Genomic DNA, 20,157 nt, shown 5'->3' with positions numbered 1-20,157 from the left:
TCAGGCGACGCTTCGGCTCTCGATGACGATCCCGGTTCCCGATCGGACGGAGTAGCCGATCGTGTCCCCGACCTGTTCGCCCATACCCGCAAAGCGTTTGACCGAGACCTGTCGCCGTACGTCGTTGCCGACCTCGATCATCTCGAGTTCGATGAAGACGTCGGCGATGGCTCGGAACGGGCCGATCGCGTCGCCGTCGACCGTCGAGGGGTCGACCGTCAGGACGATGATCTTGCCCTCGGAGATCATGTCCCGGAAAAACGAGATGATCTCGAGGGCGGCCTGCCGCTCCTCGTTCTTCCGGATCAACGCCTCGAACGTCGGATCGTTCCGGAGGATGGCGTCGAACGTGTCGACGACGACGACGTCCGCCGTCCACATCGTCTCGGCGTCCATCAGGCGGGTGAGCAGGTCCATCCGGCTGTCCTCGTCGCTTTTGCCGGAGAGGACGCCGCCCGTATCGAGGTCGGCGTGTAAGAACAACAGCCGCTCGTCGAGCAGGTGGTCGACGACGTCGTAAGAAAGCGAGTTCATCTGATCCAGGAAGCCGCTGATCGTCAGTTCCGTCGAGAGGAAGCTGACGGTCGTCTCCTCCTCGCAGAACCCGTAGGCGATCCGCTGGGAGATGGCGCTCTTGCCGGCACCGTAGTCCCCCTCCATCAACACGATGCTTCCCCGGGGGATCCCGCCGCCGAGTTCCTTGTTCAGTCGGTCGTGGTCCTCGAGCCCCAGCGAGCGTATGTGTCGTGTGTTTTGCATGATAAGACGTTATGCCGCGTCGTCGCCCCAGTCGAACTCCTCGGCCGCCCCGTCGGTCCCCGAACCTTCATCCGTCGAGGAGGGGCGTTCGTCCGTCGGAGCCCGGTCTCCGGCGGGGTCATAGCCCCCGTCCGGCTCGACGCTTCCCACGTCGGGCCGCCTCGAACGGACGAACGGACGGTCGGACGCTCGCGTCGTTCCGTCCGGTCCCCGCGCCGTTCCGTCCGGTCCCCGCGCCGTTCCGTCCGGTCCCCGCGCCGTTCCGTCCGGTCCCCGCGCCGTTCCGCCCGGTCCCCGCGCCGTTCCGTCCGGTCCCCGCGCCGTTCCGTCCGGCGTCGGTTCGGTACCGTCTACCGCCCGTAGGCCCGTGGGTCGGCCCGCCGGCTGACGTCCCGCCCGCCCGTCGAAGGCCACCATCTCGGCGTCGGAGTTGGCGATCCGGTTGACGAACCGGAGGCTTCGGTTGTGGTGTTCGACGGTCAGTGAGGACCGGGGCTCGGGATCGGACTCGACGCCCTCGCCGAAGCCGTTCAGGAAGGTCAATAGCGTCTCCGCGGCCGTCTCGCCGATCCACTCGATCGCCTCGTAATAGGCGATCGTCCGTCCCGCCCCGTCGACGCCGGCCTCCTCGACGAGGAACTCGAGCCAGTCCATGACGACGACGTCGGCGACGTACCCCGACGGCAGCCGCCCGAGGTACGGCTTGTCGCCGTCGGCCGTGGATCCGTCGGCGGTCCGGCCTCCGGGCCGTTCGTCATCCCCATCGGCGGTCCGGCCTCCGAACCGCTCGTCGTCCCCGCCGGCGGCCCCGGGAACGCCGCCCTCGGTGGGTCCGTCCGTCCCAACGACTGTCTCCGCGTCGTCGACCGTCCCCACCTCACCGGTGCCGTCGTCGTCGCCGATCTGGGCCTCGTCATCGCCGATCTGGGCCTCGTCGTCGCCGATCTGGGCCTCGTCGTCGCCGATCTGGGCCTCGTCGTCGCCGCCCGATCCGGCCGCCCCGTTCCCATCCGGATCGCCCCCGGCGTCGTCCCAATCCGCCTCGCCGGCGTCGTACTCGGCTTTGAGCTCCTCGAAGGATTTCCCGCCGCCACCGCCGTCGCCGAGGTCCTCGTCCCCGGCGTCGTCAAGCCCGTCCTCGAAGTCGTCGACCGGATCCGTCCCGCCCTCGAGGTCGTCCTCGAAGTCGTCGAACCCACCGCCGCTGTCGTGATCGTCTTCGGGATCATCGAACGCTTCCGCGGCGTCCTCGTCGCCCCCGTCCTCGAAGTCGTCGAACCCATCGTCGAAGTCATCGACCCCGTCCTCGAAGTTATCGACCCCATCCTCGAAGTCATCGTCGAAGAACTCGTCCGCATCCGCGTCGGCCACGGACGCGTCGACGTCCGCCGTCTCCTCCTCGTCGTCGCCACCGAAGAGCCCCATCGAGCCACCCTCTCCCGCGCCGCCGCCACCGCCGAAGGCGTCCCCCATCTCGCTTTCGTCCACGAACGGGTTCACGCCGCGGGTCACCATCTCGTAGACTTCGAGCAGCTTTCGGACGTTCTCCTCGACGTCGCCGACGGACTCGCTTATTTGTTCGTTTTCGCTTTTGACCGTGTTGACCGTCGACGACAGCGAGGCGACCTCGTTTTCGAGTTCGTCGATGCGGTTGTCGACCTCCGCGGAGGTCGACCCCCCGCCGTCGTCCATACCGTCGAATCCCATTTCACCGTCGCCCATCACGTCGTCGCCGTCGCCCATCAGATCGCCGCCGCCGTCCATCGCACCGCCGCCCATCATATCGCCGTCGTCCATCCCGTCGCCGTCGTCCATCATGCCGCCGCCACCCCCATCACCGTCGAACAACCCACCGTCCATGTCGTCCGTGCCGCTCTCGTCGGAATCGTCGTCGCCACCGCCAAGCAGATTGTCGATCATTGTGAGTGTCTCGTGTCGGTCGGGTCGGTGTCGGTTCCAGGTCGTCGGCTCCGGGGACGGTCTCCCCGCAGTGTCTCCGGCGGATCCCTTCCGCAGCGTCTCCGGGGAAGCGATCCCGCAGCGTCTCCGCCGGACGTCGGGCATCGAAACCGCGTTGCTTCCCGGTAGGTCCATATCCACTAATTAGGTTTGGGGCGTTTCACCGCGCGTGTTACGGGGAGAGTCGAAGCGAAATACGGGTGCAGTCAGCCGGTTTTCCCGGCGGGGATAGGGTCGGTGACCGGAGACGGTACCGGGAGGGCCGATATAAACGTCCCTGACCGTCCACCGGTCAGTGTCGAAACAGGTGAACGGTGTCGTCCCCGTGGACGAGACAGAACCGCGACCCGTCGTTCTCCGGGAACGAAACCGTCTCGCGCCCGATAACGAACAGCCGACCGAACGGCTCCCCGCAGGCCGGACACGCGACGCCGTCCCTGTTTTCGAAGAGCTTCGTGTCGCCGTCGTCGGTGAGCTGTTTGAGTCGGTGGCGTTCGCCGTGGAGATCGAACCCCGTCACCGGCGGTCTCTCTCCTCTTTGTTCCGCCCGTCACCCCGCGCCCACCCGGCGTGCTCGAGAACGACGTGGTCGTTCGGCGGCGGCCGACGGTAGACGAGAACCCAGCCGAGCGCGCCGATCGTCCACACGAAAAGCGACAGCGCCGCGAATATCCCCCTCGCGATGGCGCTTGCGATCACGTGGATGCGGCCGAGGCCGCCGAGAAGCGTCCCGAGGAAGACCCCGCCGACCAGCGACCACACCAGCGAGTCCGGGCCGGGCCGGAGCCCCACCACGAGCGCGGTCACGACGACCGGGAAGGTGACGAGCGCCGTCCGGAACTCGTTTTTGAACGGCCGACGGTCCTCGCGGGGGAACAGAACGATTCCCGCCGCGACGACCGCGACGACCGCCACCGTCCCGGCCTGAAGCAGTGCCCCCTGATCACCCGCAAGGACCGGTGCGTACAGTTCCGAGACCGTCGTCGACGTCGAGACCGGCTCCCGTGCGAGCATCCAAACGAAATAAAACGCCGTCAGCCAGGTCAACGCGACGACGTCGAGGAGGTACTCCACGGTCAACGACGTCAGCCCCACCCGGAGGATCCGGTGGGCGAGCGCGAGCGCGGACAACAGCGCGTAGGTGGTAAACACGAGGGTCAGCCAGTCGCCGCCGATGATGACGTCGCCGAGTCGGCCGCTCGCGGTCCCGACGATGTAGTATCCGACCCACACGTAGGGGCCGACGACGAGGAGCGTCGCCGTGCTTCGCCCCGGCGTCGAGACGAGCGCCGACAGCAGCGCCCGCCCGCCCGCCCGAACCGACGGAAGGCGCTCTCGTCCCGTCGGCCCGTCGTCGTTTGCCGATCCCGTCGCCATACGGGGTGTTCCCCCTACCATTAAAAAGTGATTCGGGTCGTTTCGACCACAAAAACAGCGGCTCGGGGGCGGCTCGACCGGCAAAACAGGGGTTCGAGCGCGGCTCGACCGCGAAGCCGCGTCAGTCCTTGCGTTTGACGACGTCGCCGAGCGTCGTCCCGCCCGTCGACGAGCCACCGGACCACTCGGCGTCGTCCCCCGAGCCACCCATCGAGAGGTTGATTTCGAGGCTACGCTCCAGTTTTCGCTGGATACTGTCGCTCGGGAGCACGTCGCCGCGCTCCAGTTTGCGGATGAGACTCGCCTTCTCGTTGAGCCGGTCGGCGAGTTCCTCCTGGGTTATCCCCTCGGACTCGCGGGCGGTGCGGATCCGGTCGTCGTAATCCTGGACGACCTCGTCCATCTCGTCGAACATGTCTCGACGGCTACCGCCACCGGAGTTCTCCGAGGACCCGCGTGAGGATGACGACGAACCCGAGCCCGACGAGGACGACGTCGAGTACTTCGTCGACGTCGAGGAGGTCTCTTCGGTCCGCACCTCCGTCCCGAAGTCGGCGCACTCGTCGCACACGTCGAGTTCTGCCCCCTCGATCTTGACTGTCTTCGGCGACCCCGTCTCGGTGCCGCACATCTCACACTGGACCATACCGGACGTTACTGCGTCGGCACAAAAGGGTTTTCCGGGTTTCAGGGGGCATCTCTCGCTTCGTCCCCGTGACGTTCACCGGAGTGCGCCCATCGAGCCGTAAAACCGCTGGATCGCGGTCAGGTGCCCGACGACGGCGAGAAAGCCCAATAGCCATTCGACGAGCGAGAGCCCCGCGATCGGTCCGGGAACGGCGGCAGCGACCGCCGTGACGACCCCGATCAGCGCGAGTCGATCGGCGCGTCCGACGACCCCGCCGTAGACACGATCGAGCCCCACCGCCTGTGCCTGCGTACCGAGATAGGAGGTCATCAACACGCCCGTGACGGCGAACATACCGAGACCGTACGACTCCGTACCCGCGGCGAGGCCGGCGATGATGACGATGTCGGCGTAGCGATCGAGGACGTGATCCAGCAGATCTCCCGACACCGAGTTCGTTCCCTGCCGGCGGGCCAAGGCCCCGTCTACGAGATCCATCCAGCCGTTCGAGAGGACGAAGAACGCTCCCGCGAGGTACAGCATCGGCCTGCCCCCGACGCCGAACAGTTCCGTGCCGGCGAGGGCGTAGACGCCTCCAGCCAGGACGGCGAACCCGAACGCGATGACGCTCACGCCGTCGGGCGTCAGGCCGACCCGGTCGGCCGCCCCCACGAAGGGATCGAGCATGCGCTCGGCCAGCGGCCGGAGTCGATCCAGCGTCACAGATACCCCGTAAAGTCGACCGTCCCGGCGGACGGTCGGCGTTCCCCGGCGAGCACCGCCTCGATGTCCGCCGCGACCGCCTCGACGGTCCGTTCCGTGGTATCGATCTCGTAGACAGAGTCGATCCCGTGTCGATCGACGGCCTCCGAGAGGATCACGTCGAGCGCCTCCGCTTCAGCGTTCTCGGCCGCTTTCGCGTCCGTTTCGCCGCGATCGGACAGCCGCGTCTCGAGCAGGGCGGGACGGCAGCGCAACACGATCACGCGATCGACATCGAGGTGGTGGGCGACGTGCGATTCGACGAGTACGTCCGTACGGCCCCCGAGCCGCTCCGAGACCGCCTCGAGGTCGACCACGAGGCTGTCGCGCTCCTCGTCGGTCCCCTCGGTGAGGTCCTCCTCGCGAACGAGGTCGTTCAAGTGGAGCACGTCCAGATCCGTTCCGACGAGCTCCGTCGCCGTCGTCTTGCCGACGCCGGGCGTTCCGGTCACTGCGACCCTCATAGGAGTCCGTTGAGCACCTCCACTGCACGCTTCGTTTCCGGGCGCGTCCCGCAGGTGATTCGGACACACTCCGGCAGACCGAACGAGGTCGTATCGCGGACGATGATCCCCTCGCGTTGGGCCGCGTCGGCGATCTCGCTCCCGTCGCCCACCTCACAGAGGACGAAGTTCCCCGCGCTCTCCCACGTGGGACACTCGATCGTCCCGGAGACGTACTCTCTGGCCCACGCCGCGGTCTCGACCGTCTCCTCGACGTGCGCGTCGTCCTCGAGGGCCGCGAGGCCGGCCCGGCAGGCGATCTCGGAGGCCGCAAACGGGGTGTTGACGCGGGCGTAGGCGTCGGCCCACGCCGGGGGGACGACCGCGTACCCGAGCCGGAGCCCGGCGAGGCCGTACGCCTTCGAGAACGTCCGAAGGACCGCCACGTCCTCTCGCTTCCCGACGAGACCGGCCGCGGAGGGCGATTCCGAGAACTCGATGTACGCCTCGTCGACGAGCGTGAGCGTCTCCTCGCCGGTCCCCTCGGCGATCGCCTCGACGGCCGAGCGCGCGATCTCGCTGCCGGTCGGGTTGTGGGGGCTCGTGAGATAGACGATTCGCTCGCCATCGTAGTGTTCGAGCACCGTCTCGGCCGACTGCTCGAAGTCCGCGGACTTCCGGATCGGGTACTCGGTGACCGATCCGTGGTGATACCGGGCGCTCATGGCGTAGTACGCGAACCCCGGACGAGGGACGAGGACGTCGTCTCCGGGGGTCAAAAACGCCCGAGCGAGATAGTCGAGAGCCCCATCGCCGCCGTTTGCGAGCCATATCTGTCCGGGGTCGACGCCGTTGATTTCGGCCAGTCGCTCCCTGAGATCGGCCGCGGAGGACTTCGGATAGCTGTGGACCGACGGTGCGTACTCCTGGATCGCCTCGACCGCCTTCGGGGCGGGACCGAACGCGTTCTCGTTCGATGAGAGCTTTATGAGGTCGTCGGGATCGAGGCCCAACTCGCGGGCCACCTCCTCTATCCCCCGACCAGCCTCGTAGGCGACGTGATCCGAGAGGTCCCGTGGATGCATGCCTGGATCAAGCGGTCCGTCGGTCTTAAGAAGTGCGCAACGGACCGAGGACGACGGCGGCCCGCGTCGCCGTCCGACCGCGGGCTCCGCTGTCGTCTCGGATCCGACCGCCGCTCGCCCGCCCGCAATATATCGCGAGGACCGTTCAGTTCAAAAGGGCGGACGCGGTAGCGGCCAGTAGATGACACACAGGAGCGGTGTGATCGTCGCCGGCGGTCGGTCGGTTCGGATGGGCGGAACCGAAAAAACCGTCGCCGACGTGGCCGGGACACCACTGATACGGCGGGTCGCAAACCGGCTGTGTGTGGTGACCGACGAACTAATCGTCAACTGCCGCGAGGAGCAACGCGGCCCGATTGCCGGGGCGCTCGGGGAGCTCGAATATCGATTTGCCACCGACGCAGTCCCAGACCGCGGGCCGGTCGCCGGGATCGAGACCGGTCTCGAAGCGGCAGGGGCGGAGTACTCCGCCGTCGTCGCCGCCGACATGCCGTTTTTAGACGCCGACCTGATCCGGTATCTGTTCGAGCGCGCGGCGGACCGCGAGGCCGCCGTCCCACGGCCGGGGGAGTGGTTCGAGCCGCTCCACGCCGTTTATAAAACGTCCCCGTCGATCGCGGCGTGTGAGCGGGCCCTCGAAGGGGGGAATCCACGGATCATCGAGCCGCTCTCGACGCTCGATCGGGTGGTCGTCGACCGCGAGGAACTGCTGGAGCACGGCTCGCTCGATAGCTTCGAAAGCATCGACACGCCCGAGGACGTCGAGTGGGCCGAATCCCGGCTCATATAGGCCGACGAGCCGACCCCGAAGCGGCCCGCAGGCAGGCGATTCCGGGACGATGAGGTATATACCTCTCGCGCTCGGCGATCCCGTATGGCTCTAGACACCGCGATGTATACGATACACACCGGATTTTCGGCGCTTTGGGCCGGCTCAGTGCTTTTCGTCGCCGCGGCGGTACTCCCGCTCGCGATGGACGGAGAGCTCTCACCGGCGGCGTTCGGCAGCGTCGTCTCCACGCTTCGGTGGGTGACCCGAGGCAGCGCGCTGTTGGTGTTTTTGACGGGCGGACACCTCGCCGGAACCCAGTATACGGTGGGGACGCTGACGGGGACGACGAGCGGCTCTCTCGTCTTGGTTATGTTGACGCTTTGGTTCGGCCTCGCCGCCCTCGTCGAAGTCGGGAGCGCGAAGGCGATGCGTGGGGTGGAAAAAGACAAGATCCGTCAGCCGGCCCGGGACGCCCGGCCGTTCTATCTCCTCGCCGCGGCCGCTGCGGTCGGCCTGCTCGTCGTCGCCGGGCTGCTCGGGACGCCGGCTTCGATCCTCTAGGCGGATCGCGCCCGACGTGTCGGCGAGTGTCCGGCCGAGTTCGGCACACACCGGGAGACGACGACACCAGTCCGTCTCAGGGGATCCGAACCTGATTTTCGAGCGTTCCAACGCCTTCGATCTCTATTTCGACGGTGTCACCGTCTTCGAGCGGACCCACGCCCTCCGGCGTCCCCGTCGAAATCACGTCTCCCTCCTCCAGCGTCATATACGCCGTTATCTCCTCGATCAGCTCCGGGATGTCGAAGATGAACTGGTCGCGAGAGGAGTCCTGTTTGCATTCGCCGTTGAGGTGACATCGGACCGCGGCGTCCTCCGGGACCGCCTCGGAGGAGGCGATGACCGGGCCGATCGGGGCCGCATCGTCGAATGATTTCCCTCGGACCCAGTTCGTCTCGACGCGCTGGTCGTCGCGGTTGGAGACGTCGTTGACGCAGGTGAACCCGGCGATGACGTCCCCGGCGTCGGCCGCATCGACGTTTCGACACCGCCGGCCGATGACGACGCCGAGCTCGGCCTCGTATTCGAGTCGATCCGTTCCGGGGAGGAGTTCGAGCGTCGATCCGTGGCTCGCGACCGCGTTCGGCGTTTTCAAAAACAGCAGGGGCCGGTCCGGCACGTCCATCCCCTGCTCTTCGGCGTGATCGGCGTAGTTCAGTCCGATGCAGACGATCTTCGAGGGCTCACACGGGGGGAGGACGTCCACGGCGTCGACGTCGAACGCCTCGACCACGTCCGTGACCCGCCCTTCGCGTTTCGGATCGGCGCGGATCGTTCCGTCGTCGGTCAACTCGCCGTAGCGGACGTCGCCATCGGAGTCGCGGAACCGTATCTGTCGCATTGCCTGCATCACGCCCGCCGCGATTATAAGCGTTCCCGGACCCCAATCCCCGATCCAATCCGATCCCAATCCCCACTCCAATCCCCGATCCAATCCGATCCCAATCCCCACTCCAATCCCCGATCCAATTCCGATTCGGTCTTTTCCGCCCACCGGTCTCGCATCTTTCGATCACAGCACCTTCGTCATCCTCTGGTGTGGAATTTCGGCCTCCTCGAAGCGGTCACCGACGGTATCGTAGCCGAGGGATTCATAAAAATCGATCACCGGGACCTGTGCGTGGAGGACGATCCGGTCGTAGCCCGCCGCCGCGACGGCGCGTTCGATCGCGAGCATCAGTTCGCGACCGATCCCCTCGCCCCGACGATCGGCGACGACCGCGACGCGTTCGATTTTTACGGTCCCGCCGCTGTCGGACGTCCCGCCGCTGTCGGATGTCCCCTCGCCGTCCGTTCCCCCCGTTCGTTCCGCCTCCCCGACGTACTCGTACTCCCGAAAGCGAGCGGTCCCGATCGGCTCCCCGTCGTCGTAGGCCACGAAGTGGGTCGACTCCCTGTCTTTTCCGTCGAGTTCGCGCGCCTCGGGGACACCCTGTTCGTCGATGAACACCGCCCGCCGCACCGCGATGGCATCGGTCGGGACCCCACCATCGATCCGTCGGATCTCCATACGCTACCGTACGTATCGCTCCCCCTAACGCCGTCGGTCGGGCTGGAGAGACACCCCATTTTTAAGACGATGAGCCGAATACGTCCGCCTGCAATGGAACTCACTTGGCATGGCCACTCCACTTGGTACGTTACCGTTGCCGGTACCGACCTGCTCGTCGATCCGTTCTTCGGGAACCCCCAGACGGCCCTCGATCCCGAGGACGTCGACGACCCCGACTACGTTCTGTTGACCCACGGCCACGAGGACCACGTCGCCCACGCGGGCGCGTTCAGCGATGCCACCCTCGTTGCGACGCCCGAGCTCGTCGCCTATGCCGAGGACAACTACGGCTTCGAGGACGCCGTTGGCGGCATGGGGATGAACCTCGGCGGGACCGTCGAGTGCGGCGACGCGTGGGTGACGATGGTCCGGGCCGATCACTCGAACGGCATCGAGACGGGATACGAGACGTCGGCGGGAATGCCGGCCGGGTTCGTGATCTCGGATGCGAAGCCGACCCAACAGTCCGACACCGACAGCACGGCATTTTATCACGCGGGTGATACAAGTCTCATGGTCGAGATGCGAGAGGTCATCGGCCCGTTCCTCAAACCCGACTTCGCCGCGCTGCCGGCGGGCGATCACTTCACGATGGGGCCGGCCCAAGCCGCCGTTGCGGCCGACTGGGTCGGGGCCGACTACGCCGCACCGATGCACTACGATACGTTCGCACCCATCGAGCTCGACACCGACGAGTTCGAACGCGAACTGAAAGCCACCGGTGCCGTAGCCGAACCGGTGATCCTCGAGGGCGACGAGTCGTTCGTCCTCGAGTAGCCGGGTCGCCGATCCGCCCGTCCGTTCGTCGGACTCCAGGATTTTTGTACTCGGCCCGAGACAGTATGGGTAGTATGGCTGACATCGAGACGACGACCGTCAACGAGGACGCGTATCACTCCCTGAGCCGTGCGGGCGATTTCGAACTCAGCATCGACGCGACTGGCTCGGAGGGGCCGACGCCGAACGAAGTGCTCGTCGCCGACTACGCGTCCTGTTTCAGCTTCGCCTGCCGGGCCGGCGCGAACCGGCAACTCGGTATCGACCTCGGGAAGGTCGAAACGGAGGCCGAAGCCGACCTCGACGACAGCGACGACCTCACCGGAGTTCGGTTTCATCTCTACGTCGAGGCGGAGCTCACCGACGAAGAGATCGACGACGTCGTCGAGCTCGGCGAGGGCATCTGTCACGTTCACGCGGCGATGAAAGAGTCGCTACATGCTGAAATCGACGTCACACCGAACGCGTTCTGATCTTTCTGTTATAGTGACGAACTGTTCCCCTGGGGGCGCAGATATCTTGAGATCGGTATCGCCGACAGTATGAGTCGTCTTTCTCGTCGACATTCCCGAACGATCCCCTTCGCCAGCGCTTTTTTTGCGGTACCCCTCCGACCGTACGTCCCGACCGGTCTCATCCGGCTGTTTATATACCAAGACGCGGCCAGAGCCCGTATGCCCGAATCGACCGCTGTTCGGCGTCGGATATAGCGCGGCCGCCGGACAGTATCGTTGCCGCCTGTTCGCCACGCGATCCGGATCCTTCGATCACACGCACCCGTATATAAGACGGTGGAGTCCCTACACGGACGCATGACCGATTGGCAGGACATGATCGTCGGCGACCGGATGACCGTCGACGGCGAGTTCTCCGCCCGCGTCGAGGACTCCCGCTTCACCCGACAGGAGTGGGGACTCATCATGACCGCGACGACGTTCGAGATCAAAAACCCCGACGACGGGGCGACCGCCGAACTCGTCGCGAACACCGACGAGCTCCGCGGGATGATGCCCGAGATCGAAAAGATCGCCGAGATGGATCCGATGGGGGGAGCTCCGCAAGACGACGCCGACGCCGGCGGCGGAATATTCGAGACCGTCCTCGACGCGATCGGGATGGGGAGCGAAAGCGGCGGCCCAGGTGGCGTTGACGAGGGGAAACTGGAGGCCGCCGAGGCGCTTGTCGCCGAGTATGCCGTCGAGCTGCAGGCTCATCTCGAATCCGAGGGTCGGTGGGAAAAAATCAGGGGCGAGGCGGCCGACGAGTAGCTACACCCGGTCGACGATCGCTGCGGTCACGTCGGCCGTCGACGCGTGGCCGCCGAGGTCCGGCGTCCGGGGTCCCTCCTTGAGGACGGCTTCGACCGCGGTCCTGACCCGCTCGGCCTCACCATCGTAGCCGAGGTGATCGAGCAACATCGCCGCAGACAGCACCGTCGCGGCGGGGTTTGCGATCCCCTGTCCGGCGATGTCCGGTGCCGATCCGTGAACCGGCTCGAAGAGGGCGTTCCCCTCGCCGACGTTGGCGCTCGGCAACAGCCCGAGTCCGCCAACCAACCCGGCGGCGAGATCCGAGAGCACATCGCCGGCGAGGTTCGGACAGATCACGACGCCGTACTCCTCCGGCCGGAGAAGTAGATGCATCGCCAGCGCATCCATGAGCGCCTCGTCGTGCTCGTAGCCGCCCTCCTCGGCGACGCGTTCGACGCTTTCGAGGAACCGTCCATCGGTCGTCCGCATCACGTTGGCCTTGTGAGCGACGGTCACGTCACCGTAGCCGTTCGCCTCCGCGTACTCGAAACCGTACTGGGCGATCTTTCGGGACGCCTCGTCGGTGACCACGCGGGTCAGCGTCGTCACGCCGTCGGCGATCTCGTTTTCGATGCCGCTGTAGACGCCTTCGGTGTTCTCGCGGACGAAGACGAGATCCGTCTCCGGGCGAAGCGAGTCGACGCCCGGATACGCTCGTGCGGGCCGGACGTTCGCGAAGGAGCCGACGGCCTCGCGGAGCGGGAGGATGACGTCCGCCGCAGTCTCACCCGCCGCACCGAAAAGCGTCGCATCGGCGTCGGCCGCCAACTCGTAGGTCTCATCGGGGAGCGCCTCACCACGCGATTCGAGGACGTGGTCGCCGGCTTCGCCCTCGACGAACTCGAAGTCGGGATCGAGCGCTTCGAGGACCTCGATGGCTGCCGGTACGACCTCGCCTCCGATTCCGTCGCCGGGGATGACCGCGATCTCCTCAGTCATCCGACCGTCCCGTCTGGACTTTCGGGTTCTCGACGTAGGGCAGCGCCGCCGCCGTCCGTTCGATCGACTCCGTGTTGGAGTTCATCAACGCGGTCGTATCCCAGATCCCGTCGACGAGCGCCTTCCGCTGGGCTTCGTCGACGTCCACGTCGATCGTCCTTCCGTCGTAGGTCACGGTTTCGGCTGCGACGTCGATCTCGATATCGCCGTCGGGGTTGTCCTCGATCCACGACTGTAGCGTCTCGATCGTCTCGCTGTCGGCGGTCGCCGTGGGAACGCCGAGTGCGAGGCAGTTCCCGGCGAAGATCTCGGCGAACGATTCGCCGATAATAGCGTCGATGCCCCAGCGGACGAGCGCCTGCGGGGCGTGCTCGCGCGAGGAGCCGCAGCCGAAGTTGGCGTTGACGACGAGGACGTTCGCATCCTGATACTGCTCCTCGTTGAACGGGTGTTCTTTCTCGTTGTCCTCGTCGTCGAAGCGCTGATCGAAGAAGGCAAACTCGCCCAGCCCGTCGAACGTAACGACCTTCATGAAGCGTGCCGGGATGATCTGGTCCGTATCGATGTCGTTCCCGTGGACCGGTATCCCACTGCCTTCGACGTGCGCTACGCTCGGGATTTCCTTGGGGTCGCTCATGCTTTCACCTCCACTTTCGGCAGTTCGCGGACGTCCGTCACCTCGCCGGTGACCGCCGCGGCGGCGACCATCTGGGGGCTCATCAGAACGGTCCGGCCGTCCTTGGAACCCTGTCGGCCGACGAAGTTCCGGTTCGACGAGGACGCCGATGCTTCGTCGCCGACGAGTTGGTCGTCGTTCATGCCGAGACACATCGAACAGCCGGCATCACGCCAATCGAAGCCGGCCTCGGTGAAGATTTCGTCGAGTCCTTCACGCTCGGCGGCCGCCTTGACGCGTTGGCTGCCCGGGACGACCATCGCACGTACCGAGTCGTCGACCGCTCGTCCCCGTATGATCTCCGCGGCCGCCCGGAGATCGGGCAGCCTGGCATTCGTACAGGAACCGAGGAACGCGACGTCGATGTCGTATCCCTCCATCGTATCGCCGGGGGCGACGCGCATGTGCTCTTGTGCTCGCCGGGCGGTGTCCTGTTTGTCATCCGGGAGCGACTCGGGGTCGGGGATCTCCTCGGTGATGCCGATCCCCTGGCCGGGGGTCGTCCCCCACGTGACGACCGGCTCGATCTCCGATCCGTCGATCGTAACCACGTCGTCGTACTCGGCGTCCTCGTCGGAGCCGATGGACTCCCAGTAGGATTTCAGCTCCTCGAAGCGCTCGGGATCGTCCTCGAACTCGTCGGTCCCTTCGAGCCACTCGTAGGTCGTCTCGTCGGGATTGACGTACCCCGCGCGGGCGCCGCCCTCGATTGACATGTTACAGATCGACATCCGACCCTCCATGCCGAGGCTCTCGATCGCTTCGCCGGCGTACTCGTAGACGTATCCGACGCCGCCGTCGGTTCCCAGACGGCGAATGATCGTCAAAATGACGTCCTTTGCCGTGACGTCGTCGCCGAGTTCGCCCGTGACCTCGATCTTCCGAACCTTCTTTTTTTCCATGGCGACGGTCTGTGTCGCCAACACATCACGGATCTGAGAGGTGCCGATGCCGAAGGCCAACGCACCGAACGCACCGTGCGTCGAGGTGTGGCTATCGCCACAGACGATCGTCATGCCGGGTTGGGTGATCCCCTGCTCCGGCCCGATGACGTGGACGATTCCCTGTTTGCCCGTCGTCGGATCGTCGAACTCGATGCCCACCGAACGGACGTTCTCCTCCAGTTCGGCCATCATCTCCTCGGCCGCCTCGTTCTCGAAGGGGCGATCACGGTCGCTCGTCGGCACGATGTGATCGACCGTCGCGTGCGTCAGATCCGGGCGTGCGACCTCGAGGTCGCGTTCCTGGAGCATCCCGAACGCCTGTGGGCTCGTCACTTCGTGGATGAGATGTAGCCCGACGAACAGCTGATCCTGTCCGTTCGGCAACGTGGTTACCTTGTGGTTCTCCCAGACCTTGTCGTACAGCGTTCTCTCGCTCACTCGCTCTCACCCCTCCCGCGATCGAAGGTCCGCTGTGTGGCGTCCGGATCGTCCCCCACGGCGTGGGAGACATCCGAGAGCGTTCGGGAGTCGCCGTCCGCCTCCGTATCTGTTCCGTCGTCAGTGTCGGCTCCGCCGCCGTCCGCCGCGATCGTCTTTCCTCGGCTATACGTCTGTGTCTCGCCGAACACCCGCCCCGTGTAGGGGTTGGTGTGGCTGATCCCTCCCAGTGTCTCGGATTCGTCTGTCATTGTCGGTCGGTTTTACTCCTCCCCCCACGAGAACAGCGCGCGCAGGTCCTCGCCGACGTCCTCGATGTCGTGGTTCTTTTCGGCCGCCCGGAGCTGTTTGTAGCTCGGCCGACCAGCCTGGTTCTCGGAGATCCACTCGCGGGCGAAGGTCCCGTCTTGGACCTCCTCTAAGACCTCCTCCATCCGCTCGCGAGCGTGGTCGTCGACGACCCGGTCACCCCGGGTCAGCCCGCCGTACTCCGCGGTGTCGGAGACGGAATCCCACATCTCGCTGTTCCCGCCTTCGTACATCAGATCGACGATTAGCTTCAGCTCGTTCAGACACTCGAAGTACGCCATCTCGCGGCTGTACCCGTTGTCGACGAGCGTTTCGTAGCCCGTCTTGACGAGCGACGTGACGCCGCCACAGAGCACCGCCTGCTCGCCGAAGAGGTCGGATTCAGTCTCCTCTTGGAAGCTGGTCTCGATGACGCCGGCCCGCGTACAGCCGATGGCTTTCGCGTACGCAAGCCCGATATCGTGTGCGTCACCGGTCGCGTCCCGGTAGACGGCAAGCAGTCCGGGTGTCCCCTCGTTGTGTTCGTAGTTGCGGCGGACGAGGTGGCCGGGTGATTTCGGCGCGACCATCGTGACGTTGATTCCGTCCTCGGGGTCGATCTGGCCGTAGTGGATGTTGAAGCCGTGAGCGAACTGCAGGGTGTCGCCCTCGGTGACGACGTCGCGGATCTCGTCGTAGACGTCCGGTTGGACGGTATCAGGGACTAACACGCTCACCACGTCGGCCTGTTCGGCCGCGTTCCGCGGCGTCGCTACGTCGAGGCCATCCGATTCCGCCGCCTCGCGCGAGGAGGACGTCTCCCGAAGGCCGACGACCACGTCGACGCCGGAGTCGTCGAGGTTCTGTGCGTGGGCGTGGCCCTGGCTTCCGTAGCCGAGGACGGCTACGGTCCTGTCGTCTAATACGGTGCTGTCCGCGTCGTCGTCGTAGTAAATATCGGTATTGTCTGTCATCGTGATCAGGTGTGTTTCTCCTCGACCATCGCCGTCTCCTCCTCACCGCGGGCCAGCGCTGCCTGCCCCGTCCGTGCGATTTCGCGAATGCCGAACTGCTTGTAGGCGTCGATCGCGTCGTCGATTTTGCCCTCCGAGCCGGTGATCTGGACGGTAACGGTCCGGGGGCCGGCGTCGAGCGTCTCGCCGCCGTACATCTCCGTGATCGCCTGCACTTTGTCCGGTTCGTCGCCGTCGACTTTGAGGATGACGAGCTCGACGGCCACCGGATCCGAATCCAGTTCCCGGACGTGGACGACCGGGATCACCTTGTTCAGCTGCTTTTTGATCTGGTCGATCCCCGGATCGGGTTCCTCGACGACGAGGGTGATCCGTGAGTACCCTTCGTTTTGGGTCGGACCGACGGTGAGCGATTCGATGTTAAACTGGCGTCTGTGGAACAGCCCCGAGACACGCGCTAGGACGCCGGGTTCGTCTTTCACGTACGCCGAAATCGTCGTCCGTCGGGATTCGTGTTCGGCTTCGATTTCGGGATCGATGCGGATGCCCTGTGAGTTTCGCCGGCCGACCGGTCGGGTCCGTTCCTCCGGCGGCGGCCCTTCGAGGCCGGTCCGGCGAACGTCCTGTCGGCGGCTCATAGCTGGTCCTCCGTCAGGGCAAACAGTCCGTTGTCCCCGCCGCTTGGGACCATCGGATAGACGTTCTCCTCGGGGTCGATGTGGACGTCGACCACGCTCGGACCATCGTATTCGAGGGCCTCCTCGACGACGTTTTCGACCTCGCCATAGGTGTCGATCCGGAAGCCGCGCGCGCCGAACGCCTCGGCCAGCGTATCGAACTCGGGGATCCACGGGTACTCCGAGGCCATGTGGCGCTCGCCGAAGAAGGCGTCCTGCCACTGGCGGACCATCCCGATCGCGTCGTTGTTGAGAATCACGACCACGATGTCGAGGTTCTCCCGGACGGCGACCGACAGCTCCTGACACGTCATGAGGAACGAGCCGTCGCCGTCGAAACAGACGACGTCCCGATCGGGGGCCGCGAACTTCGCACCGATCGCCGAGGGCAGTCCATAGCCCATCGTTCCGAGGCCGTGAGAGGTCACCCACGTCCGGGGCTCGGTCCACGTCCAGTACTGCCAGGCCCACATCTGGTGTTGGCCGACACCCGTCGTGACGACCGTGTCGTCGTCGGTCTTTTCATCGAAGATTTCGACGACGTACTGGGGCTTGACGGGGTCGTCCTCGGGAGCCGCATAGTCCATCGGGTACTCGTCCTTCCACGTGTCGCACTGCTCGAGCCACGCCTCCGTCGACGGCGATCGGACCATCGCGTCAGCGAGCTGATCGAGCACCGCCTTGGCGTCACCGATGAGCGGGTGGTCCGCCTCGATGTTCTTCGATATCTCGGCGGGATCGATATCGACGTGGATGACCTCCGCATCGGGTGCGAACGTCTCGACGTCGCCCGTGAGCCGGTCGTCGAAGCGGGTCCCGACAGCCAGCATGCAGTCGGTCACGGTGATCGCCATGTTGGCATAGCCGGTACCGTGCATGCCCGCGATTTCGAGGGAGAGTTCGTGGTCCTCGGGGAAGGAGCCGGTCCCCGGCATCGTCGTGATGACCGGGATCTCGTGTTCCATCGCGAACCGCCGGAGCTCGTCGCTCGCGTCGGCCTTGATGACGCCGCCGCCGGCGAGGATCACCGGTTTCTCCGCCTGTGACAGCGTGTCTGCCGCCTCCGAAACCGCGTCCGGTTCCGCCGTCTCCGGCGGGTCGTACGTCTCGGGGAGCATCGGCGATCCGGGGTCGTCCCTCGCAGAGGCGTTGGTCACGTCCTTCGGGAGGTCGACGAGCGTCGGTCCCTGGCGGCCGCTCTCGGCGAGCGCGAACGCCGTGCCGACGTCGGTGCCGACCGACTCGGCGTCGTCGGCGAAGGTATTGGCCTTCGTGATCGGGGCAGTGACGCCGATCGTATCCGTCTCCTGGAACGCGTCGTTGCCGACGAAATCCGTCGGCACCTGTCCGGTCAGCGCGATCAGCGGGTCCGAATCCATGCTGGCGTCGGCGATGCCGGTCACCAGGTTCGTCGCACCCGGTCCCGACGTCGCCATACAGACGCCCGGGTCCCCGGTGACGATGCCGTAGGCATCGGCCGCGTGGGCTGCGCCCTGTTCGTGTGCCATCGTGACGTGCGTCATATCGGAGTAGTAGAGGGCGTCGTACACCGGCATGATCGCGCCGCCCTGAACGCCGAAGAGGTGTTCGACCCCCGCGTTCTCGAGGGCGCGAACGACCGCGTCGGCCCCCGTTTCGATTTCCTCCGTGATCGATTCCTCCTCCGTATCCGGGGCAGGTCGCGGTTGTTCTTTGCTCATCGTGTGTCCTCCGCTCGCTCCGCGTCGATATTAGTCGTCCGATACCGCCGATTGGTGTCTCGTGTATGCATTGTTCCGGCTGTGGAGTGGTCTGTGTCCGATACGAACCGCGATCGTAAGAAGTGTGAGTGAGGGGCTAGCAAGCCCCTACAATACCGGACACGAGGCTGACGGTGCCCGCTTGAGCAGCCGTACCGGCCATCGTACCCGTCATCACTACGTGTGTTGTATCGCGGATATTTATAAGCGTTCCGCGTCGCGGTTCCGCCGACCGCCGCACCGCTCGCGGGTACCGGTCGCTCCGGACGGGAGCGAACGGCCGGCGGGCTCATTCTTAGATTCGAACCTCCTCGCGTCGGACGCCGATCTCCTTGGCGAACTCCTTGAGCCGCTCGAAGGTGATCTCTTCTTGTTCCGCGCCGCGGTCTTTGACCATCCGGGTCACTTCGCGGACCTCCGCTTCGGTCGGCTCGAATCCGGCGTCCTCGAGCCGTTCGCGGACCGAGTGGGTGCCGGTGTGTTTGCCCAACACCAACTGTCGGGTCGCGCCGACCATCTCCGGCGTCATCACGCCCGGTTCGAAGGTGTCGGAGTTCTCGATGACCCCGGCGGCGTGGATACCGGACTCGTGAGAGAAGGCGTTGCTCCCCACGACCGGCTTGTTCGCCGGGATCGGCATGTCGCTTTTCGCCTCGACGACCTGTGCCAGTTCGGTGATCCGGCGGGTACCGATGCCGGTATCGACGTCGTACAGCGATTCAAGCGCCATGACGACCTCCTCGTAGGCCGCGTTGCCGGCGCGCTCGCCGATCCCGTTGACCGACACCTGCGCCTGCGAGGCGCCGGCCTCGTAGCCCGAGAGGGCGTTCGCCGAGGCCAACCCGAAGTCGTCGTGGGTGTGGACGTCGACGCGCGCATCGGTGTGTGAGACGACGGTCTCGACCATGTCGTAGAACCGTCGCGGCGTTGCGACCCCGCAGGTATCGGGGAGGTTGATCCAGTCCGTCCCGGCGTCGGAGACGGCCTCGACGACGTCAATTACGAACGATTCCTCGGTGCGCGTGACGTCCATCGGAGAGAACATACAGGTGGCGCCGGCGTCAGTGACACGCTCGACGGCCTCGACGGACCGTTCGAGCGCTTCCTGGCGGGTAGCGTGCATCGAATCCTGTAGCTGTACGTCGCTCGTCGATGCGAACACGTGCACCATCTCGACGCCTGAATCGAGGGCGGCGTCGATGTCCTTGTCCACGACGCGGGCGAGCCCACAGACCGTGGCGGACGTCGCCTCGGCGATGTCCCTGACGGCTTCGAACTCCGCCTCGGAGTTCACCGGGAAGCCGGCTTCGATGACGTGGGTCCCCATGTCATCGAGGATGGAGGCGATCTCCCGTTTGTCCTCGTAGGAGAACGATGTTCGAGGGGATTGTTCGCCGTCGCGCAGCGTCGTATCGAAAATTCGGGCCTCACTTATCTCTGAGGTACTATCTAGTGTGCCCTGGAAGAACTCGATCCGCCGGCGAAGCCGACGTATCC

At 65.6% G+C, this 20,157-nt stretch carries 22 protein-coding genes and 2 pseudogenes; 6 read left to right on the top strand and 18 right to left on the bottom strand.

Features of this window, described 5'->3' with window-relative positions:
* The 5 genes and pseudogenes from arlH to HZR14_RS12255 form a co-directional block, all read right to left on the bottom strand.
* The gene (gene arlH, locus HZR14_RS12275) at positions 1–759 is read right to left on the bottom strand and encodes an archaellum protein ArlH (protein WP_181693160.1); all 759 of its coding nucleotides are present in this window, start codon (positions 757–759) and stop codon (positions 1–3) included.
* 9 nt (positions 760–768) lie between these two features.
* Positions 769–2,679 (bottom strand): FlaD/FlaE family flagellar protein, encoded by a 1,911-nt coding sequence (locus HZR14_RS12270; RefSeq protein WP_181693159.1) that lies wholly within the window; start codon positions 2,677–2,679, stop codon positions 769–771.
* A gap of 331 nt (positions 2,680–3,010) precedes the next feature.
* The gene (locus HZR14_RS12265) at positions 3,011–3,238 is read right to left on the bottom strand and encodes a DUF7385 family protein (RefSeq protein WP_181693158.1); all 228 of its coding nucleotides are present in this window, start codon (positions 3,236–3,238) and stop codon (positions 3,011–3,013) included.
* Positions 3,235–4,095, bottom strand: a complete 861-nt coding sequence (locus HZR14_RS12260) for a hypothetical protein (protein WP_181693157.1) — start codon at positions 4,093–4,095, stop codon at positions 3,235–3,237. Before HZR14_RS12260 ends, HZR14_RS12265 begins: the two co-directional genes overlap by 4 nt.
* Positions 4,096–4,216: 121 nt before the next feature.
* Positions 4,217–4,690 (bottom strand): annotated as a pseudogene (locus HZR14_RS12255) (multiprotein bridging factor aMBF1); the annotation flags it as partial.
* On the opposite strand from HZR14_RS12255, the pseudogene HZR14_RS14745 reads away from it, so the two are divergent.
* Positions 4,578–4,844: pseudogene (locus HZR14_RS14745) on the top strand (DUF8138 family protein); the annotation flags it as partial. The pseudogenes HZR14_RS12255 and HZR14_RS14745 overlap by 113 nt on opposite strands.
* Here the strand turns inward: HZR14_RS14745 and HZR14_RS12250 are convergent.
* From HZR14_RS12250 to hisC, 3 genes are read right to left on the bottom strand one after another with little or no spacing between them, the layout of a single operon-like run.
* The gene (locus HZR14_RS12250; protein WP_181693155.1) at positions 4,817–5,446 is read right to left on the bottom strand and encodes a CDP-alcohol phosphatidyltransferase family protein; all 630 of its coding nucleotides are present in this window, start codon (positions 5,444–5,446) and stop codon (positions 4,817–4,819) included. The pseudogene HZR14_RS14745 and the gene HZR14_RS12250 sit on opposite strands and share 28 nt — an antisense overlap.
* On the bottom strand, positions 5,443–5,949 hold the full coding sequence (locus tag HZR14_RS12245) for an adenylate kinase family protein (RefSeq protein WP_181693154.1): 507 nt from the start codon (positions 5,947–5,949) through the stop codon (positions 5,443–5,445). Before HZR14_RS12245 ends, HZR14_RS12250 begins: the two co-directional genes overlap by 4 nt.
* Positions 5,946–7,013 carry a histidinol-phosphate transaminase gene (gene hisC / locus HZR14_RS12240; protein WP_181693153.1) on the bottom strand — a complete coding sequence of 356 codons (1,068 nt, stop codon included), beginning with the start codon at positions 7,011–7,013 and terminating at the stop codon, positions 5,946–5,948. The genes HZR14_RS12245 and hisC overlap by 4 nt, the downstream gene beginning before the upstream one ends.
* Before the next feature lie 181 nt (positions 7,014–7,194).
* Between hisC and mobA the strand changes: the two genes are divergently transcribed.
* Positions 7,195–7,803 (top strand): molybdenum cofactor guanylyltransferase, encoded by a 609-nt coding sequence (gene mobA, locus HZR14_RS12235; protein WP_181693152.1) that lies wholly within the window; start codon positions 7,195–7,197, stop codon positions 7,801–7,803.
* Between the two features lie 84 nt (positions 7,804–7,887).
* On the top strand, positions 7,888–8,346 hold the full coding sequence (locus tag HZR14_RS12230) for a transporter (RefSeq protein ID WP_181693151.1): 459 nt from the start codon (positions 7,888–7,890) through the stop codon (positions 8,344–8,346).
* A 76-nt stretch (positions 8,347–8,422) separates the two neighbouring features.
* Here the strand turns inward: HZR14_RS12230 and HZR14_RS12225 are convergent, their stop codons facing one another.
* Together HZR14_RS12225 and HZR14_RS12220 are read right to left on the bottom strand one after the other, a co-directional pair.
* Complete coding sequence (locus HZR14_RS12225) at positions 8,423–9,187, bottom strand: fumarylacetoacetate hydrolase family protein (protein WP_181693150.1); 765 nt, start codon at positions 9,185–9,187, stop codon at positions 8,423–8,425.
* Between the two features lie 171 nt (positions 9,188–9,358).
* Complete coding sequence (locus HZR14_RS12220) at positions 9,359–9,856, bottom strand: GNAT family N-acetyltransferase (protein WP_181693149.1); 498 nt, start codon at positions 9,854–9,856, stop codon at positions 9,359–9,361.
* 93 nt (positions 9,857–9,949) lie between these two features.
* Between HZR14_RS12220 and HZR14_RS12215 the strand changes: the two genes are divergently transcribed.
* The 3 genes from HZR14_RS12215 (at position 9,950) to HZR14_RS12205 (ending at position 11,943) form a co-directional block, all read left to right on the top strand.
* Positions 9,950–10,675 carry a metal-dependent hydrolase gene (locus HZR14_RS12215; protein WP_181693148.1) on the top strand — a complete coding sequence of 242 codons (726 nt, stop codon included), beginning with the start codon at positions 9,950–9,952 and terminating at the stop codon, positions 10,673–10,675.
* Positions 10,676–10,749: 74 nt separating this feature from the next.
* On the top strand, positions 10,750–11,148 hold the full coding sequence (locus HZR14_RS12210; RefSeq protein WP_181693147.1) for an OsmC family protein: 399 nt from the start codon (positions 10,750–10,752) through the stop codon (positions 11,146–11,148).
* Positions 11,149–11,487: 339 nt separating this feature from the next.
* Entirely contained in the window at positions 11,488–11,943 is a 456-nt protein-coding gene (locus HZR14_RS12205; protein ID WP_181693146.1) for a DUF5799 family protein, read from the top strand.
* On the opposite strand, the gene HZR14_RS12200 is transcribed toward HZR14_RS12205, so the two are convergent.
* From HZR14_RS12200 to HZR14_RS12165, 8 genes are all read right to left on the bottom strand, one after another.
* A complete protein-coding gene (locus HZR14_RS12200; protein WP_181693145.1) occupies positions 11,944–12,924 on the bottom strand; it encodes an isocitrate/isopropylmalate family dehydrogenase in 981 nt (326 codons plus the stop codon).
* The gene (gene leuD, locus HZR14_RS12195) at positions 12,917–13,561 is read right to left on the bottom strand and encodes a 3-isopropylmalate dehydratase small subunit (RefSeq protein ID WP_181693144.1); all 645 of its coding nucleotides are present in this window, start codon (positions 13,559–13,561) and stop codon (positions 12,917–12,919) included. Before leuD ends, HZR14_RS12200 begins: the two co-directional genes overlap by 8 nt.
* A complete protein-coding gene (leuC, locus tag HZR14_RS12190; protein ID WP_181693143.1) occupies positions 13,558–14,982 on the bottom strand; it encodes a 3-isopropylmalate dehydratase large subunit in 1,425 nt (474 codons plus the stop codon). The genes leuD and leuC overlap by 4 nt, the downstream gene beginning before the upstream one ends.
* Entirely contained in the window at positions 14,979–15,233 is a 255-nt protein-coding gene (locus HZR14_RS12185) for a DUF7989 family protein (RefSeq protein ID WP_181693142.1), read from the bottom strand. Before HZR14_RS12185 ends, leuC begins: the two co-directional genes overlap by 4 nt.
* A 12-nt stretch (positions 15,234–15,245) precedes the next feature.
* On the bottom strand, positions 15,246–16,244 hold the full coding sequence (ilvC, locus tag HZR14_RS12180) for a ketol-acid reductoisomerase (protein WP_181693141.1): 999 nt from the start codon (positions 16,242–16,244) through the stop codon (positions 15,246–15,248).
* A 5-nt stretch (positions 16,245–16,249) separates the two neighbouring features.
* The gene (gene ilvN, locus HZR14_RS12175) at positions 16,250–16,882 is read right to left on the bottom strand and encodes an acetolactate synthase small subunit (protein WP_181693140.1); all 633 of its coding nucleotides are present in this window, start codon (positions 16,880–16,882) and stop codon (positions 16,250–16,252) included.
* A complete protein-coding gene (gene ilvB, locus HZR14_RS12170; RefSeq protein ID WP_181693139.1) occupies positions 16,879–18,621 on the bottom strand; it encodes a biosynthetic-type acetolactate synthase large subunit in 1,743 nt (580 codons plus the stop codon). The genes ilvN and ilvB overlap by 4 nt, the downstream gene beginning before the upstream one ends.
* Positions 18,622–18,955: 334 nt before the next feature.
* The gene (locus tag HZR14_RS12165; protein ID WP_181693178.1) at positions 18,956–20,155 is read right to left on the bottom strand and encodes a LeuA family protein; all 1,200 of its coding nucleotides are present in this window, start codon (positions 20,153–20,155) and stop codon (positions 18,956–18,958) included.
* Positions 20,156–20,157: the final 2 nt, after the last annotated feature.

It is taken from the genome of Natronomonas salinimetallica, from assembly GCF_013839515.1.
GTDB lineage: Archaea > Halobacteriota > Halobacteria > Halobacteriales > Haloarculaceae > Natronomonas.
The sequence above is the reverse complement of the archived record's forward strand: the minus strand, read 5'-3'. Positions and strand labels throughout refer to the sequence as shown.